Origin of the sequence: Desulfoplanes formicivorans, from assembly GCF_001748225.1 — a bacterium.
GTDB classification, from domain to species: domain Bacteria; phylum Desulfobacterota; class Desulfovibrionia; order Desulfovibrionales; family Desulfomicrobiaceae; genus Desulfoplanes; species Desulfoplanes formicivorans.
Genome location: NZ_BDFE01000015.1, coordinates 109,257 through 124,519 on the forward strand (window position 1 = coordinate 109,257; position 15,263 = coordinate 124,519).

Annotated in this window: 17 protein-coding genes; 8 read left to right on the top strand and 9 right to left on the bottom strand. The window is 56.9% G+C overall.

The features are described 5' to 3' along the window. Window positions 1–28: 28 nt before the first annotated feature. The gene (locus tag DPF_RS05430; RefSeq protein WP_069857853.1) at window positions 29–964 is read right to left on the bottom strand and encodes a precorrin-8X methylmutase; all 936 of its coding nucleotides are present in this window, start codon (window positions 962–964) and stop codon (window positions 29–31) included. 438 nt (window positions 965–1,402) lie between these two features. Here DPF_RS05430 and DPF_RS13715 point away from each other — a divergent pair, with 438 nt between their 5' ends. Next, on the top strand, window positions 1,403–2,701 hold the full coding sequence (locus DPF_RS13715; RefSeq protein WP_083254493.1) for a (Fe-S)-binding protein: 1,299 nt from the start codon (window positions 1,403–1,405) through the stop codon (window positions 2,699–2,701). A 91-nt stretch (window positions 2,702–2,792) separates the two neighbouring features. Here the strand turns inward: DPF_RS13715 and DPF_RS05445 are convergent, their stop codons facing one another. After that, window positions 2,793–3,017: a hypothetical protein gene (locus DPF_RS05445; RefSeq protein ID WP_069857856.1), complete on the bottom strand. Its 225-nt coding sequence runs from the start codon at window positions 3,015–3,017 to the stop codon at window positions 2,793–2,795. 395 nt (window positions 3,018–3,412) lie between these two features. Here DPF_RS05445 and queA point away from each other — a divergent pair, with 395 nt between their 5' ends. From queA to aroE, 6 genes are all read left to right on the top strand, one after another. After that, window positions 3,413–4,519 carry a tRNA preQ1(34) S-adenosylmethionine ribosyltransferase-isomerase QueA gene (queA, locus tag DPF_RS05450; RefSeq protein ID WP_069858753.1) on the top strand — a complete coding sequence of 369 codons (1,107 nt, stop codon included), beginning with the start codon at window positions 3,413–3,415 and terminating at the stop codon, window positions 4,517–4,519. Window positions 4,520–4,627: 108 nt separating this feature from the next. Continuing rightward, window positions 4,628–4,870 (top strand): 4Fe-4S binding protein, encoded by a 243-nt coding sequence (locus DPF_RS05455; RefSeq protein ID WP_069857857.1) that lies wholly within the window; start codon window positions 4,628–4,630, stop codon window positions 4,868–4,870. Continuing rightward, window positions 4,867–5,934, top strand: a complete 1,068-nt coding sequence (locus DPF_RS05460) for a 3-methyl-2-oxobutanoate dehydrogenase subunit VorB (protein ID WP_069857858.1) — start codon at window positions 4,867–4,869, stop codon at window positions 5,932–5,934. Before DPF_RS05455 ends, DPF_RS05460 begins: the two co-directional genes overlap by 4 nt. Window position 5,935: 1 nt before the next feature. Beyond that, on the top strand, window positions 5,936–6,691 hold the full coding sequence (locus tag DPF_RS05465) for a thiamine pyrophosphate-dependent enzyme (RefSeq protein WP_069857859.1): 756 nt from the start codon (window positions 5,936–5,938) through the stop codon (window positions 6,689–6,691). Then, window positions 6,688–7,248 (top strand): 2-oxoacid:ferredoxin oxidoreductase subunit gamma family protein, encoded by a 561-nt coding sequence (locus DPF_RS05470; RefSeq protein ID WP_069857860.1) that lies wholly within the window; start codon window positions 6,688–6,690, stop codon window positions 7,246–7,248. The genes DPF_RS05465 and DPF_RS05470 overlap by 4 nt, the downstream gene beginning before the upstream one ends. A gap of 72 nt (window positions 7,249–7,320) precedes the next feature. Then, the gene (gene aroE / locus DPF_RS05475) at window positions 7,321–8,121 is read left to right on the top strand and encodes a shikimate dehydrogenase (RefSeq protein WP_069857861.1); all 801 of its coding nucleotides are present in this window, start codon (window positions 7,321–7,323) and stop codon (window positions 8,119–8,121) included. Between the two features lie 13 nt (window positions 8,122–8,134). On the opposite strand, the gene DPF_RS05480 is transcribed toward aroE, so the two are convergent. The 3 genes from DPF_RS05480 to DPF_RS05490 form a co-directional block, all read right to left on the bottom strand. Beyond that, window positions 8,135–9,262, bottom strand: coding sequence for an HD domain-containing phosphohydrolase (locus DPF_RS05480; protein ID WP_069857862.1), 1,128 nt, complete (start codon window positions 9,260–9,262; stop codon window positions 8,135–8,137). 359 nt (window positions 9,263–9,621) lie between these two features. Beyond that, window positions 9,622–10,467, bottom strand: coding sequence for a bifunctional DNA-formamidopyrimidine glycosylase/DNA-(apurinic or apyrimidinic site) lyase (gene mutM / locus DPF_RS05485; RefSeq protein ID WP_069857863.1), 846 nt, complete (start codon window positions 10,465–10,467; stop codon window positions 9,622–9,624). A gap of 113 nt (window positions 10,468–10,580) precedes the next feature. Then, on the bottom strand, window positions 10,581–12,263 hold the full coding sequence (locus tag DPF_RS05490; RefSeq protein WP_231702139.1) for a lytic transglycosylase domain-containing protein: 1,683 nt from the start codon (window positions 12,261–12,263) through the stop codon (window positions 10,581–10,583). 230 nt (window positions 12,264–12,493) lie between these two features. On the opposite strand from DPF_RS05490, the gene rlmB reads away from it, so the two are divergent. Next, window positions 12,494–13,249: a 23S rRNA (guanosine(2251)-2'-O)-methyltransferase RlmB gene (gene rlmB, locus DPF_RS05495; RefSeq protein WP_069857865.1), complete on the top strand. Its 756-nt coding sequence runs from the start codon at window positions 12,494–12,496 to the stop codon at window positions 13,247–13,249. Between the two features lie 11 nt (window positions 13,250–13,260). Here the strand turns inward: rlmB and fliQ are convergent, their stop codons facing one another. From fliQ to fliN, 4 genes are all read right to left on the bottom strand, one after another. Then, window positions 13,261–13,530: a flagellar biosynthesis protein FliQ gene (gene fliQ, locus DPF_RS05500; protein ID WP_069857866.1), complete on the bottom strand. Its 270-nt coding sequence runs from the start codon at window positions 13,528–13,530 to the stop codon at window positions 13,261–13,263. A 65-nt stretch (window positions 13,531–13,595) separates the two neighbouring features. Beyond that, the gene (gene fliP / locus DPF_RS05505; protein ID WP_231702140.1) at window positions 13,596–14,390 is read right to left on the bottom strand and encodes a flagellar type III secretion system pore protein FliP; all 795 of its coding nucleotides are present in this window, start codon (window positions 14,388–14,390) and stop codon (window positions 13,596–13,598) included. Beyond that, window positions 14,320–14,679 carry a flagellar biosynthetic protein FliO gene (fliO, locus tag DPF_RS05510; RefSeq protein WP_141721064.1) on the bottom strand — a complete coding sequence of 120 codons (360 nt, stop codon included), beginning with the start codon at window positions 14,677–14,679 and terminating at the stop codon, window positions 14,320–14,322. Before fliO ends, fliP begins: the two co-directional genes overlap by 71 nt. Further along, entirely contained in the window at window positions 14,672–15,250 is a 579-nt protein-coding gene (gene fliN, locus DPF_RS05515) for a flagellar motor switch protein FliN (protein ID WP_069857869.1), read from the bottom strand. Before fliN ends, fliO begins: the two co-directional genes overlap by 8 nt. Between the last annotated feature and the right edge of the window lie 13 nt (window positions 15,251–15,263).

The following is a 15,263-nucleotide window of genomic DNA, read 5'->3' on the forward strand; positions in this document are numbered from 1 at the left end:
CGAAAGGCCTCTCTCACACGACCGAGTTTTAGGACTCATAGTCCCCGGCTGCCAAGGTCTGGATCAGCCCGAGCACGCAGGAAATACCCCCGCCGCTGCCCGGATTGGTGACGTGTATGATATCGCTGGCAGCAAGACGTTTTTTGGCCTGAAGCGCGGCAGTGAAACCGCAAGGCAAACCGACAAGGGCGCCAGGACGCATTGAGCCGGCCTGGACCAGATCCATGGCCATTTCGAGGACCAGGGAGCTTGATCCAACGGCAACCACCGCGCCCGGCATGTGTTGCTCAAGGAACTCCCGGGCCTGTGCAGGAGACGGGGGAATGCACGCGGCTGCAAGTCCCAGGGATCGGACCCCGGCAGTCAGCGTCTGCGTGTCGCACAAAATAGCGGTTTGGGATGCCATGGAATGGGCCATGGCGCGGCCCACATCACCCTGAACCCGCATCTCCGCAGCAAGGGCCAGATCGCCCGTGGCCAGGGCCATGGCCCTGAAAAGGGGGAATTGATGGGGAGGCTTGCTGGTCAGAGAAAAATGTCCGGCAATGACATCTTCATCGCGGCAGTCACCAGAAACGGCATGGCATGCTGTGCGGACAAAACCCTGCAGCCGGGTGACCACCACGGTCTCCAGCAGGGGTTCGTCTTCCATGGTTTTCAAAAGATCAAAACGGGCGTGAGGAAAAGTTTCCCGCAGCTCCTGGACCTCCAAGGGAAGCTCGTCGGCAATGTGCTTTCCGCTCAAAAGAAAATAGGGGAAAATGATGATCTGGGAGACCTTTTCCCGAATCAATGCCGCAGCCTGTTCCCCAAGGGTCGGTTGTCCGCAGGAAAAGCACGCAGGCACGACCCGGATGGGGGCGAGTCGCAGGGCGATCCGGTCCACCAGGGCAAAAAAACCCTGTGAGGCGGTTGTACGTCGGGTGCCGTGTCCAAGAATGATGACTGCGCAGGAAGTACTCATACCAAAACCTTATTGCTCGTTTATGAATGCCATGTTCCTGCACGGGTTTTTGTCTGTCCGTCAAGGATGAAAAAAACGTCTTTCGCACAAATTATTTTTTCGTGCCCTCCCTGTTTCTGGAATCCCGACCAGCCCCCCTGCATGACGGTCTATTTTTTTTTACAATAAATACTGGAAATTAGACTTGAATTCATCTATACGAATGACGGATTCGTTAACGCCGTGGAAACTTGAGAATTTCTTCTCTGCGTATTGCGATTTCTCCCTTTCCATGGCATTGTCCCCCAGAAATTGAGCACGTAACGGAAACGTGAGGGGATGCCATCGACCTGGCTCATATTTGCTTTAATCCTTCACGATTCTTGAAAGTTAACGTCAAGAAGATTCGTTCCCGACGAATTGCCATGTGTCTAACAATTATTTCCTAAGGAGGAGAATATGGCAGACGCAGCAGTCAAAGTTGGGACAGAACCCAAGACCACCTTTATGGACAAGGTGAAAGAGATTGTGCCCGAGGGCGGGAATCTGAATCTCTGTCTCACCTGCGGTGCCTGTTCCGCTGGTTGTCCTGCTACTGGTCTTGAGGGGATGGACCCGAGAAAGTTCTTGCGAATGGCTGCCCTGGGACTGGATGAGGAAGTGACCTCAACCCCTTGGGTTTGGATGTGTACACAATGCATGCGGTGTGTCCACGCCTGTCCTATGAACATCAACATCCCACAGCTTGTTTTCTATGCCCGGCAGTCCTGGCCCCGGGAAGACCGTCCCAAGGGTATTCGGGGGTCCTGCGACTTTGCATTGAAAACCGAAGGCAACAGCGCCATGGGCGCCAATTCCGACGACTTCAAGTTCGTTGTTGAGGATGTACTCGACGAAGTCCGTGAGAATCAGCCTCAATTCAAGGACATGGTCGCCCCCATCGACAAGGAAGGTGCCTATTTCTTCTTCAACCAGAACTCTCGAGAGCCTGTAACCGAACCCGAAGAGATGATCCCCTCCTGGAAGATCTTCCACACGGTGGGCGCCGACTGGACCTATGGTTCCAGAGGCTGGGGCGGAGAGAACTACTGCATGTTCCTGGCCGATGAAGACGCCTGGGAACAGGTTGTCCGCAACAAGGTCAAGGCTTGCGAAGACCTGGGGTGCAAGGTGTACCTCAACACCGAGTGAGGCCACGAATTTTATGCACTCCGGGCCGGAATGCAAAAGTTTGGTATCACCCCCAAGTTCGAACTCAAGTCCATCATTGAATACTATGCCAAATGGATTCGCGAAGGCAAACTGCCCGTGAATTCCGACTGGAACAAGGACCTCAAGGTCACCTTCACCGTTCAGGACCCGTGTCAGCTGGTCCGCAAAACCCTTGGCGATCCCATTGCCGAAGACCTCCGGTTTGTCATCAAATCCGTGGTCGGTGAAGAAAACTTCATCGACATGTACCCCAACAAGTCCAACAACTTCTGTTGCGGCGGCGGTGGCGGTACCCAGCAGACCGAGTATAAGGCACAGCGGGCCAAATTCGGCAAGGTCAAGGCCGACCAGATTATGACCACGGGCGCCGACTACTGCATCGCCCCCTGTCACAACTGTCATTCCCAGATTCACTTCCTCAGTGAGTACTTTGAAGGACACTGGCATACGGTCCATCTGTGGACCCTCATCTGCCTGTCCCTGGGCATCCTCGGGCCCGAAGAAAGAGAATATCTCGGCCCCAAGTTGAAAAACGTTGGGCTGTAGATCTCAATACGTCTGTATGGAACGCAAAAAAAGACCTGTCCGGAATCCGGGCAGGTCTTTTTTTGTTTGCCGCCTTGCCATGAACCAGTTTTTAATCGTGCTCATGTTCGTGGGTGTGCACGTGATCATGTTCATGAGCATGGCCCTGACCGTCCCTGGATTCATAAAACACGGTCTCCCCGGTCTCGGGATCATGATAGTGATCCGAATGCTCATGGTCATGGGAATGGTCATGATCGTGTTCGTGATAATGATCCTTGATGAACTTGGCGTACTTGGATGGCTTGCGCTGACCGCATCCGCAATTCTTGCACATACCTGCCTCCCTTGGCTCTCGCTGTTATTCGTTCCTGCTGTTCTGCTGCCGGTTACTCACAAGACAACGCGACTTAAATCCTCTTGCCGGGCTTGCAACCATGACCGGCGACCTGTTTTTGCAAGGAGTCCTACCTACTCCCCCAAAGGGCAAAAAGGCAAGCCTCGGCAAGGGATTGACCCTTACCATTTGGCGCTTGCCACCCGCTCAGTTCGTGCATAGAAACAACACGCTTTGCATGTTGCAGGATCATTGCTGTCTGCGCAGGCCTGCCATGCTCCAGCTCAAGGTGCCATGCGTCCTTCATTGCCGTGTCCCTGCCGCACTTTGATGACACCTCCAAGAGAAGAACTCTGCCCGTTTTTCTGTACGACAACCCTTTGCCCCCACACACCATGCACGACCCATCACCCTCCCCAACCATTCCGGCGGATTTTGATCTCGCCTCCTATGAATACCACCTGGACGAATCCCGCATCGCCCAGACCCCTGCCCCCAACCGGGAAGATTCCAGGCTGCTGGTGCTGGACCGTTCCCGGCCAGGACAAACAGCCACGGTCTTCAGCTCCATAGCCGATTATCTCCCGGAAAACGCCCTGCTGGTGGCCAACAACACCAAGGTGCTTCCGGCGAGACTTATGGGGCACAAGGAGTCCGGAGGCAAAACAGAATTCCTGCTTCTGACCCCTCTGGTGCTCATCAAGGAGATTCCGGGCAGGTCGGGATGGTCCACGGCCCGGGTGCAGGGACTTTTAAGAGCGTCCAAGGCCCCCAAACCCGGATCCAAGGTCATCTTCAACCATCGCCTGTTTCTCACGGTAGTCCAGCGGGGCCAATTCGGCCAGGCAACGGTCATGCTTTCCTGGCAAGGAAATCTCACGGATCATTTCCTGACAGACGGGCACATCCCCCTGCCCCCGTACATCCACCGCCAGGACCGGCCAGAGGACCGGGAACGCTATCAAACCATCTTTGCCCGGGAGGACAAGCTCGGGTCCGTGGCCGCTCCCACAGCAGGGCTGCATTTCACGCCCAAGGTCAAGGAAAGCCTGGCCCGCAAGTCCATCACCTGGGAGGAAATCACCTTGTATGTGGGGTACGGCACCTTTTCCCCCCTGCGGTGTCAGGATATCCGCAACCACTCCATGCACGCCGAGTACATTGAAATATCAGCCCCCACGGCCGCGGCCATCAAACAGGCCAAGGACGAGGGACGCCCCATCGTGGCCCTGGGAACCACAACCGTCAGGACCCTGGAATCCATGTACGCCAAGACAGGGGGCATTCACCCCTTTGCCGGATGGACCGATCTGTTCATCATGCCGGGATACCGGTTCCGTGTGATTGACCATTTAATCACAAACTTTCACTTGCCCGGGTCATCTCTTATCGTCCTTGTCTCGGCCTTGGCAGGCAGAGACAGGATCAAAGAGGCCTATGCCTTTGCCCTTGATCATGACTTTCGTTTCTTTTCCTATGGCGACGCCATGCTGATCCTGTGATCCGGTCCAGTTGGTTCTCGGTGATTGTTGTCGCGACTTTCCGGTACCGGATGTAAGAGCGCATTGTCCCCACGTACACGCAACCCAAACCACCAAACGAGGATTCCCATGTCCAGAATCGTGATCCAGGAAGATCGGTGCAAGGGGTGCCTGCTCTGTACCCAGGTCTGTCCCACAGGCATCATTGTCCAGTCGAACCGCTTCAACCAGCAGGGTTACAAGGTTGCCGAGGTTCCCGAGGACAAGATGGACCTTTGTAAAGGGTGTGCCTTCTGTGCTGAGATCTGTCCCGATTATGCCATCACCGTGTTTCGGACCAGAACCTCTCCCACCAAAGGAGATGCGTCATGACCCAGCAGACACCAAAACGAATTTTCGTCAAAGGCAATGAAGCCATTGCCCGGGGCGCCCTGGCCGCCGGGTGCAGATGCTATTTCGGCTATCCCATTACTCCCCAGAACGACATTCCCGAGTACATGTCCAAGGCCATTCGCGATGCCGGCGGCCAGTTTGTCCAGGCTGAAAGCGAAATCGCGGCTGCCAACATGGTTCTTGGAGCCACGGCCTGCGGCATCCGGGCCATGACCTCCTCGTCCAGCCCGGGCATTTCCCTCAAGCAGGAGGCCATTTCCTACATGGCCGGGAGCGAACTTCCCGGGGTCATCGTGGACATGGTGCGCGGCGGACCCGGCCTGGGCGATATCGGACCTTCCCAGGGCGATTATTTCCAGGCCACCCGGGGCGGTGGTCACGGCGACTACCGATTGCTCGTCCTGGCTCCGGCCTCGGGTCAGGAAGCCTATGACCTGACCATCAAGGCCTTTGATCTGGCTTTCAAGTACCGCAATCCGGTCATGATCCTGGGGGACGCCATCCTGGGGCAGATGAAGGAACCCATTGTTCCCTGGGTGCCCGACAACCTTGACCCGGATGAAGCAGCCCACTGGCAGCTTGACGGTGCAGCAGGACGCCCCCCGCGCCTGCACAAGTCCCTGTTCCTGCAGGAAGGCGAACTGGCCGGCCAGAACATCAAACTGCAGAAAAAGTACAAGGCCATGGAAGCCGAGATCGACTATGAATTCTTTCTGGTGGACGATGCCGACCTTGTTGTGGTGGCCTTTGGCTCCATCGGGCGGATCACCAAGTCCACCATCCGCAAACTCCGGGCCCAGGGCAAGAAGGTCGGGCTCATCCGGCCCATCACCGTATACCCCTTTCCTTCGGAAGTTCTCAAGGACCTGGCGACCCAGGGCAAACGATTTTTGACCATTGAGCACAACATGGGACAAATGGTGGAAGATGTCCGCCTGGCCATCCGCACCATCACGGATTCAGATTTCTACGGATGTCTGCCCGGCAACCTGCCCACGCCCGACGATTTTGAAGAACCCATTCTCAAGGCTCTGGAGGGATAACATGGAAGAACAACTCGTTTATACCCGTCCCGACGTGGTTGCCGACCGGGCCACCCATTATTGCCCCGGGTGCCATCACGGAACCATCCACAAGCTGGTGGCTGAAGCCTTGATTGATCTGGGCGTTGTGGACAAGACCATCTGCATAGGATCCATCGGCTGCTCGGTGTTCATCTACAATTACCTGAACCTGGATACAGTGGAAGCCCCCCACGGACGGGCTCCGGCCGTGGCCACCGGTGTCAAGCGGGCCAGGCCTGACAAGTTTGTGTTCTCCTACCAGGGAGACGGCGACCTGGCCTCCATCGGTATGGCCGAAATCATGCACTGCGCCAACCGGGGTGAAAACGTGTCCGTGGTCTTTGTGAACAATACGGTCTACGGCATGACCGGCGGCCAGATGGCGCCCACCACCCTTCTGGGTCAAAAGGCCACCACCTGCCCGGCCGGGAGGTGCGAGGAACTGGAAGGACTGCCCATCAGGATGGCCGAAATCATCGGCGGATTGGGCGCGACCGCGTATTCCGCCCGGGTAGCTGTTGATTCCATCAAGCACCTCAAGGCGGCCAAAAAGGCCCTGCGCAAGGCCTTTGCCTGCCAGGTGGAGAACCGGGGATTCGGATTCGTGGAATTTCTGGCAGCGTGTCCCACCAACTGGAAGATGACTCCCATCCAGGCCAATGAACGGGTTGCCAGCGAAATGATTCCCCATTTCCCCCTGGGAACCTTCAAAGACACAACAGGGGAGGAACAATGAGCATATACAACGATGTGGTGATCGCGGGATTCGGAGGCCAGGGTGTCATGCTCATCGGCAACCTTCTGGCCTATTCGGCCATGGAGGCAGGCCTCAACGTCACCTACATGCCGGTTTACGGCCCGGAAATGCGTGGTGGCACCGCCAATTGCGCCGTGGTCATATCCGACGACGATATCGGCTCCCCCATCATTCACAGCCCCCTCAGCCTGATCATCATGAACCGCCCCTCCCTGGACAAATTCCAGCCACGCATGCAGGACAACGGCATCATGATCCTCAATACCTCCCTGGTGGATGCGGACCTGGCCGATACCGGCAGGGTCAGGGCCTTTGGCGTTCCCTGCAACGATATTGCCGACCAGCTGGGCAACACCCGCATGGCCAATATGGTTGCAGCCGGTGCCTATGCCAAGGCAACCGGTGTTCTGGAAGTGGAACAGATTCAGGACTGCCTGGAAAAGGTCATCTCGCCCCATTACGCCCATCTCATTCCCAAAAACAGCCAAGCCATTGCTGCCGGAGCAGCCCATGTGGCCGACCACGGCACATTATAAAACCAAAGCGCCGGTTCCACCCGGAACCGGCGCTTTGTAACATCTTGTTCAAGGCAGCAAGGACCGTCACGCATGGAAATCTACGGCATCCTGGGACATCCGGTCAGCCACAGCCTGAGCCCGACCATCCACAATGACGGGTTTGCATCCAAGGGGCTGGGCAAGACCTATCATGCCTTTGACGTCCCTGTGCACGGGCTGGAAACCTTCATGAGCTGCGTCCGGTCCCTGCCCGTCCACGGTCTCAGTGTAACCATCCCCCATAAAGAGGCCATCCTCCCCTTTATGGACTCCCTGACCCCTGCGGCCCGGGACATTGGTGCGGTCAATACCGTAATCAGAACCAGAGACAACCACCTTGTGGGCGACAACACGGATGTCACCGGATTTCTGGCCCCCCTTGCAGGCCAGGGCATCAAGCCTGAAACGGCCTTGGTCCTTGGTGCAGGCGGAGCAGCCAGGGCGGTTATCTATGGACTGGGCCAACTGGGCACCACGGTTTTTGTCTCCTGCCGCACCATGGCAACAGGAGTCAAACTGGCTCGGGCGATGAACGCAACCTTTGTGCCCTGGGACGATCGCTCGTCCATCCGGGCCCAACTGCTGGTCAACACCACTCCTCTGGGCATGCACGGCCCCTTGCAGGCAGCCTCCCCCTGGCCCTTTTCCCTGGTCGGCTACCGGATCTGTTACGACCTGGTCTATACCCCCCGCATGACCCCCTTTTTGCAGCAGGCCCGAAGTGAAAACCTGCGCATCATCTCCGGTCTGGACATGTTCATCCATCAGGCCGCTGCCCAATTCCATCTCTGGACAGGGCAGCCCTTATCCATCCCCAGGGCCGCTGTTCTTGCGGCCTCCCGGCTCTTCTGAACTTCCCGCAGCATCAATGAACCGTGCGCTGAGCCGGGGAATGATGCTGGCGATAAATCCTTGCGACCTTTTCCGGCTTCATGACAAAGGCATCAAACACCTTGGGATCAAAGTGTTTGCCCCGCACCATGTTCATGATGGACAGGGCCTCTTCCATGGGCAGGGTCTTTTTGTACGGCCTGGCCGTTGTCAGGGCATCAAAGACATCGGCCACCGCGCAGATCCGGCCGAACAGGGGAATGTGACGTCCTGAAATGCCCCGAGGGTAGCCACTGCCATCCCATTTTTCATGATGCGTCATGGCGATGAGACTTCCGGTCTGGATCAGGGTCGAGGAGGCTGAATCCAGAATATTTGCTCCGATCAGGGAATGCTCCTTCATGGCATTCCACTCCCCGGGCGTCAGCTTGCCCGGCTTGAGCAAGATGGAATCGGCAATGCCGATCTTGCCGATATCGTGCATGGGGCTGGCCTCAAGGATCAAAGTGACGTCTTCATCCGAAAGACCGAGATTTTCGGCAATGAGCGCGGCATACTTGCTCATGCGCATGATGTGACCAGCCACGTTGGCGTCGCGGTACTCCGCGGCAACAGCCAGACACCGGATGGTTTCGCGATGGGCCTGGCACATGCTTCGTCGAGCAAGGGTCAGATTCTCCACGGTGTAGGTCAGGGCCCGGGTCTTGATCCTGACCATGTCCTCCAGATGGGCCTGATACTGTTTGACCCCATCCTGGGCCTGCTTCATCCGGAGCATGGAGCGAACCCGGATCCTAAGCTCCATGACATCAATGGGCTTGGCAATGAAGTCGTTTGCTCCCGCTTCCACGGCCTCCAGTCGACACTGCCTGCTGGTCAGACTGGTGACCATGACAAGGGGAATATCCCCCACATCCGAACGCTTGCGGATCTCCCTTGCCAAACTGAGCCCGTCCATGCCCGGCATGACCACGTCCAGGAGAACGAGGTCACAGGAATCATCCAACAAGGCCAATGCCTGCAAGGCACCGTCGGCACACACGACCTCATGCCCAAAAGACGTCAGCAGCTCCTTCATGAGCTGCCGGTTCATGGGCTCGTCATCAACAACGAGGATACGCCCCGTCAATGCTTCCGGATCGAACGATTGGTTCGCGGACATGCTTTCTCCTGTTTGTCGACCAGCGGGGCACATCACAAGGGCCACGACGGGTCCGACCTGCAACCTGTGCCCAACAGGTTCGTACCAGCTGCAGCCGCATGCATGCCTGGCCGCCAGCTGGAACAATCACGGCAGACAACAGTCGATTTATTGACAGCTTCAGGCCTCACAACCCCAAACCGTTTGCCAAACCACCTTGGCGGGCACATGATAACACGCCAACAAGGGTTTTACGCAACCTGTAAACAATGCCATCAACCAGACAGGCATCAATCCTTCCGGTTGCAACCAGGAGAATGGACCTGGACATTGCTCCCCTGATCATCCACAGACAACCGGTGCAGATCCCTTGCCTGATCTTAGTCGTGTCGGGAAGTTATCTTGAAACAGGCCTGGCAGTGGGGACAAAAAGTTGATGTTCGTCCCGCCACCCTGATCACCTCAAGGGGAGCGTGGCAACGGTTGCAGGCCAGGCCGCCTCGCCCGTACACGGACAGGTTCACCTGGAACAAGCCCCTGTCCCCATGAGCATTGCGATAATCACGAATGGAACTTCCTCCGGCCTTGATGGCCTCAGCCAGTACCTCCTTGAGCCCGTCAAGAAGGGCGTCGGCCCGGGAAACTGACAGGGCGCAGGCCTGGGAACAGGGATGGATCCCGGCCCGAAACAGGGATTCATCCGCGTAGATGTTCCCGATCCCGGCGATACGCTTTTGATCCAGCAGCACCGCCTTGATCCGGGCCCTGGTGGATGCAAGGATCTTTCTGAACACGGGAGGGGTCAACGTGAGGGGTTCGGGACCCAGATCCCTGTAAAAGGGCCAGGCCGCGAGTTCGTCGGCAGTAAACAATCCCGCATACCCGAATTTGCGCTGATCATTGAAAACCACCCGTTCCCCTCCCTGCAGATGGATAACCAGATGATCATGCATGCATACCCGGTATGACAGAGGGACAACCCATACCCTCCCGGTCATTTTGAGATGAAACACCAGAAAAAGCCCGCCACTGAGGGTGCAGACAAGCAGCTTTCCCCTGCGGCCAACCTCCTGAATGGTTCTCGTGGCCAGCCTTTGTTCCCAGGAGGATCCGTCACCACCAAGAACGATTTCTGGATAACGGATTTCCACTCCGACAATGGTCCTGCCCCTGAGCAGGGTCCCAAGCCCCCGGGCAATGGTTTCCACTTCCGGCAATTCCGGCATGTTCTCCTCCGTCACAGGCATGAAGGGTACTACAAGGTACAGACGTTGTTAAGGAATCCATAAAAAAAGGCGGACCTGCAGGTCCGCCTTGGCAACACATCTTTGGCAATCAGCTATTGATCAACATAGACCTTGATCCGGTCTCCGGGACGAAGAATGGATCGTTTGTTCAGGTTGTTCCAGGCATAGAGCTGCCGGGTTGTCACGCCGAACCTGCGGGCAATGGCCCAGAGATTGTCCCCCTTGCGAACGTGGTAGCGCACCAGCCGCTTGAACTCCTTGTCCGCGTTCTGTCGAGCCAGCCTGGTTGAGGAACTCGAGGCATCGGGAATGTACAATTTTTGCCCGATGCGCAGGTGCCGTCCCGACCGAAGGCCGTTGGCCCGCAACAGGGTCGTGGAAGACGTACCGAACCGTTTAGCAATCTCCCAAAGGGTATCTCCCTTTTTGACCGTGTAATTGGCCCGTTTTTTGGCAAACTCCCGGGTATTGGACAGGGCCGAAGCCGTAACAATCCGGTCCCCCTTGCCGGGGATCATGATCTGCTGCCCGGGCCGAAGCAGGTTGTTGCGATGTCCGTTGACCTTTTTGAGCACACTAATGGGAACGCCCGAACGACGGGAGATCCGCCACCAGGAGTCGCCCTTGCGCACGCGATAATGTTTGTATCCGGCATAGGGCCGGGCATCGGGCGAGCTCAGATACTCCTGGGCCAGGGCTGTTTTTTCCAGGGGCAGGTAGACCGCACAGGTCTTGCCGGGAGGAGAAACCTGCCTGCGAAAGGCCGGATTGAGCTTGCGAAATTCCTTCCAGGAAAGGCCGGTATACGAGGCAAGGGCCAGAAGGTCCGTGCCGCCCTTGACCAGCAACTGCTCGTGTTCCAGGCGGGCATCCCAGTTGATGGGCTCGAATCCCAGTTCCTCAAGATTGCGAACGATCTTGAGAATGGCGATGAACTTGGGAACATAATGACGGGTTTCGCGCTTGAGATATCTGCGGGTCTTGGCCAGATCGAAAAAATTGTCGCAACCGGTCTTGCGCAAGGCCCGGCCAATGGTCCCTTCCCCGGCGTTGTACGCGGCAAGGGCCAGGTACCAGTCGTTAAAGTCGTTGTGCAGTTTTTTGAGATACCCGATGGCTGCCTGGGTGGCCAGAAAGGGATTGCGCCGTTCGTCCAGCCACCAATCCACCTGCAAGCCATACCGGCGCCCTGTCGCGGGCATGAACTGCCACATGCCGGCAGCCCCGGCCCAGGAATAGGCCCAGGGGTTGAAACCGCTCTCGGCAAAAGGAAGAAAAATAAGATCCTGGGGAAGGCCGTGCTTCTTGAATTCGTCCCGCAGATACGGCAAATAGGGCTCCGCCCGCTTGAGCCAGCGGGCAAAGGTTTTCCTGTGCTTGCGGGTATAGTAGCGGAAATAGAGCTGGACATCCTCGGTATCCCGCAGGTCAAGGTCAAAATGAATGTCCGGCTCGGTGTCCAGAGCTGTTTCTTCCTGGGGGGTCAGCGGGGTAGACGCATCCACAGAAGGAGGCTCTTTCCCTTCTTGAATCTCCTCAACCAAGGCCGTCTCGTCCTCGTCAGGCAACGCTGCGGCATCGGCTTGCGCTGACTCGTCAAGCATGACAGAGGATGCATCCTGGGATACGTCGGAAGGACAGGACGTCGCATTGCCGGCATCAGCCCCGGGCTGAACCACGGACGGGGCATCCAGACGGGACACGGCCTGCTGCCTGGGCACGCAGGACGTGCAAACCACCAACAAGACGACAAGAACACAAATACGATTACGCACACATACCTCGGGAAAAAGGATCTGACCGGCGCGAACATGCCAGGCCGCAACACTGTTCTCCCTCCAAGGGAAACCAGGATTGTCCACCGCTAGCGTAAAGCCAGGCTAATTGCAACAGGCGTAGCACACGCCTTTTTGCCGATCAGATCCATGCCCGGGCCACGTTCATCCATCTTTTTGCAAGGGCGGCCGACCCGGCATCCATGCCCTGCCACACAACAAGGAATCTCATGAGCCAGGACGACGTACACCATCTGATCATAGGCAGAAAACCCGTACAGGAACTCTTGCACACCGCACCGGAAAAGATAGAGACCATCTATTTGCAAAATCGCCCCGGACGCGACCTGCATGCGATCATCGATCTCTGCCGAACCCTTCACATCAAGTTCAAGCGATTGCCCGCCGACAAGCTGCACCACATCTTTCCGGGCAATCATCAGGGAGTCATTGCCCGCATCATGTCCAAGGGATTTTGCACGTTGGACGAGGTGATCACCTCGTCCCTGGCCAGCCCCTTTCCCCTTGTCCTGGCCCTGGACCAGGTCCAGGATCCGGGCAATCTCGGAACCCTGTGCAGAACCCTGTTCGCCTTGGGAGGAGGAGGCATCATTGTGCCCAAAAACAGATCAGCCTTTCCGGGACCGGCTGCCTCCAGGGCCTCGGCCGGGGCCCTGGAAAAGATTCCCATGGCCCAGGTGACCAACCTGTCAAGGGCCCTTGAGACATGCGCCCGAGCGGGCGTGCCCATTTACGGAGCCGGGCTGGGCAAGGACGCGGCCAGCCTGTTTGCGGCCCGACTTGTCCTGCCAGCGGTGCTGGTCCTTGGCAACGAGGAAAAGGGCATCCGACCGGGTGTTCTCAAGCGCTGCGACCACCTGCTGACCATTCCCATGGCCGGCACCTTTGATTCCCTCAACGTGGCCCAGGCAGGGGCCATGATCATGGGGCAGTTTTTGCGGACCAGACACGCTCAAAAAGGATAAGCAGGCAGGCTCTATTTGATATATTGAGGAAAATTGAGAAAAAGATCACGGGTATAGGTAATCATCTTGTCCATGATCCAGGGGAAGGCCACCAGCAGGGCGATGAATACGGCCAGAATCTTGGGTACAAAGGTGAGGGTCATCTCCTGGATCTGTGTGGCGGCCTGGATAATGCTGATGAGCACACCCACGATGAGACCAACCCCCAGCATGGGCATGGAAATGGCCAGGGTTATCTCAATGGCCTGTCTGGCAAAACCGATCACAAACTCCGGAGTCATACACACCCCTTGACGGTTGAAGGCCGGATCACGGGAGTCCCTTGGGCATCCCGCCCGACCATGGTTCACATGAAGCTGTTGACCAGGGACCCCACGAGCAGATTCCACCCGTCAACCATGACAAAGAGCAGAATCTTGAACGGCAGGGAAACCATGACTGGTGGCAGCATCATCATGCCCATGGACAAAAGGACACTGGCCACGACCATGTCCAGGATGAGAAAGGGTACATAGAGCAGAAAGCCGATCTGAAAGCCCGTCTTGAGTTCACTGATGACATAGGCGGGAATGAGAATCTTGGTCTGCACGTCCTCCTTGGTCCGGGGACGCTCCAGTCCGGAGATGGAATAGAAGATGGAAAGATCCTTTTCCCGGGTATGCTTGAACAAAAAGGCGCGCAAGGGCTTTTCGGCCCGGGAAAGGGCCTCCTTGTAGCCGATCTCCTCTTCCAGATAGGGCTGCAGGGCGTTCTGGTTGATCTGAGACCCCACAGGGGTCATGATGGCCACGGTGATGAAAATGGCCAGTCCGGCCAGCACCTGGTTGGGGGGCATCTGCTGGGTGCCCATGGCCTGCCGCAGAAAGTGAAAGACAATGATGATCCGCGTGAAGGAGGTCATGGTCAACACGATTCCCGGCGCCATGGCCAGGACCGTGAAAAGGGCCAGGATCTCCAGAAGGACCGAAACCTTTTCCGGCGAGGTCTGGTCTCCTGAAAGGGTCAGGGAAAGGGTCGGCATGGACGGATCAGCCGCCCACGCCACAGCAGGAAGCAGGAAGAGCAGACAACTAGCCAGGACGAGAAGTTTTGTTCCCTCGGGTTGTCGCGTCCAAAACATCTTCAAAAGAGGTACTCTCATCCGTGGTCATCTCCGTGACAAGGTTGATCTGGGTGTCGGTAACGCCGAGCACGAGAATTTTATTCAAGAAGCGGACCACGACAAGATGTTTCTTGGGGCCCAGACTGACCTGGCCGAGGATCTTCACACTTTTGCCTCCCCCCATGGACAATCCGGCCTGAGGACCAAAGCGCTTGAGGAGATACAGGACCACGAACACAAGGGCCAGGATGACGCACAACCAGCCCAGCATGTGCAGAAAATCCCCCATGTACGAGGACGATCCGGAAAAGGAGGTCGCGTTAGGCAAGTTGTTTCACCCGTTCAATGGGGCTGATGATGTCGGTGAGACGGACCCCGAATTTTTCATTGATGACCACGGCTTCACCCCTGGCCACCAACTTCCCGTTGACCAGGATCTCCAGGGGCTCCCCGGCCAGTTTGTTCAGCTCGATGACCGAACCCTGACCAAGCTGGAGCAGCTCGTTGATCAGAAGCTGGGTGCTTCCGAGCTGAGCACTGACGTTGAGAGGAATATCCAGGATGAAATCTAGGTCCCGTTTGGTCTTTTCCCCTTGGTTTACCTTGGCGTCAGCTGTCAAATTTTTGAATTCATAGTCATGTCCCTGTCGGCTCATGCCTTCCCTACCCCGCTCCTGGGTGAGCTTGTCATGTTCTTCCTGGGCCAGGGCCGCGGCCCACTCATCAGCCAAATCATCCTTCTCAGCCTTGGGTTTATCCGCACTCGGATCCTCTTTGAGAGCTGCCGACCACTGTGCGGCCAGGGCCTCCTCATCCTGACCACTTTCTGCGTCGCCATCCTTTTCCAATGCCTTTGCCCATTCTTCAGCAAGTTTGTCCTGATTGTCCTTATCCGCCATATTTTCTCCTTGG

What these genes read in the sequence shown, in the direction of transcription:
- DPF_RS05430 (WP_069857853.1), bottom strand. Translation starts at nt 964, where the DNA reads ATGAGTACTTCCTGCGCAGTCATCATTCTTGGACACGGCACCCGACGT.
- DPF_RS05445 (WP_069857856.1), bottom strand. Translation starts at nt 3,017, where the DNA reads ATGTGCAAGAATTGCGGATGCGGTCAGCGCAAGCCATCCAAGTACGCC.
- queA (WP_069858753.1), top strand. Translation starts at nt 3,413, where the DNA reads ATGCACGACCCATCACCCTCCCCAACCATTCCGGCGGATTTTGATCTC.
- DPF_RS05455 (WP_069857857.1), top strand. Translation starts at nt 4,628, where the DNA reads ATGTCCAGAATCGTGATCCAGGAAGATCGGTGCAAGGGGTGCCTGCTC.
- DPF_RS05460 (WP_069857858.1), top strand. Translation starts at nt 4,867, where the DNA reads ATGACCCAGCAGACACCAAAACGAATTTTCGTCAAAGGCAATGAAGCC.
- DPF_RS05465 (WP_069857859.1), top strand. Translation starts at nt 5,936, where the DNA reads ATGGAAGAACAACTCGTTTATACCCGTCCCGACGTGGTTGCCGACCGG.
- DPF_RS05470 (WP_069857860.1), top strand. Translation starts at nt 6,688, where the DNA reads ATGAGCATATACAACGATGTGGTGATCGCGGGATTCGGAGGCCAGGGT.
- aroE (WP_069857861.1), top strand. Translation starts at nt 7,321, where the DNA reads ATGGAAATCTACGGCATCCTGGGACATCCGGTCAGCCACAGCCTGAGC.
- DPF_RS05480 (WP_069857862.1), bottom strand. Translation starts at nt 9,262, where the DNA reads ATGTCCGCGAACCAATCGTTCGATCCGGAAGCATTGACGGGGCGTATC.
- mutM (WP_069857863.1), bottom strand. Translation starts at nt 10,467, where the DNA reads ATGCCGGAATTGCCGGAAGTGGAAACCATTGCCCGGGGGCTTGGGACC.
- rlmB (WP_069857865.1), top strand. Translation starts at nt 12,494, where the DNA reads ATGAGCCAGGACGACGTACACCATCTGATCATAGGCAGAAAACCCGTA.
- fliQ (WP_069857866.1), bottom strand. Translation starts at nt 13,530, where the DNA reads ATGACTCCGGAGTTTGTGATCGGTTTTGCCAGACAGGCCATTGAGATA.
- fliP (WP_231702140.1), bottom strand. Translation starts at nt 14,390, where the DNA reads ATGAGAGTACCTCTTTTGAAGATGTTTTGGACGCGACAACCCGAGGGA.
- fliN (WP_069857869.1), bottom strand. Translation starts at nt 15,250, where the DNA reads ATGGCGGATAAGGACAATCAGGACAAACTTGCTGAAGAATGGGCAAAG.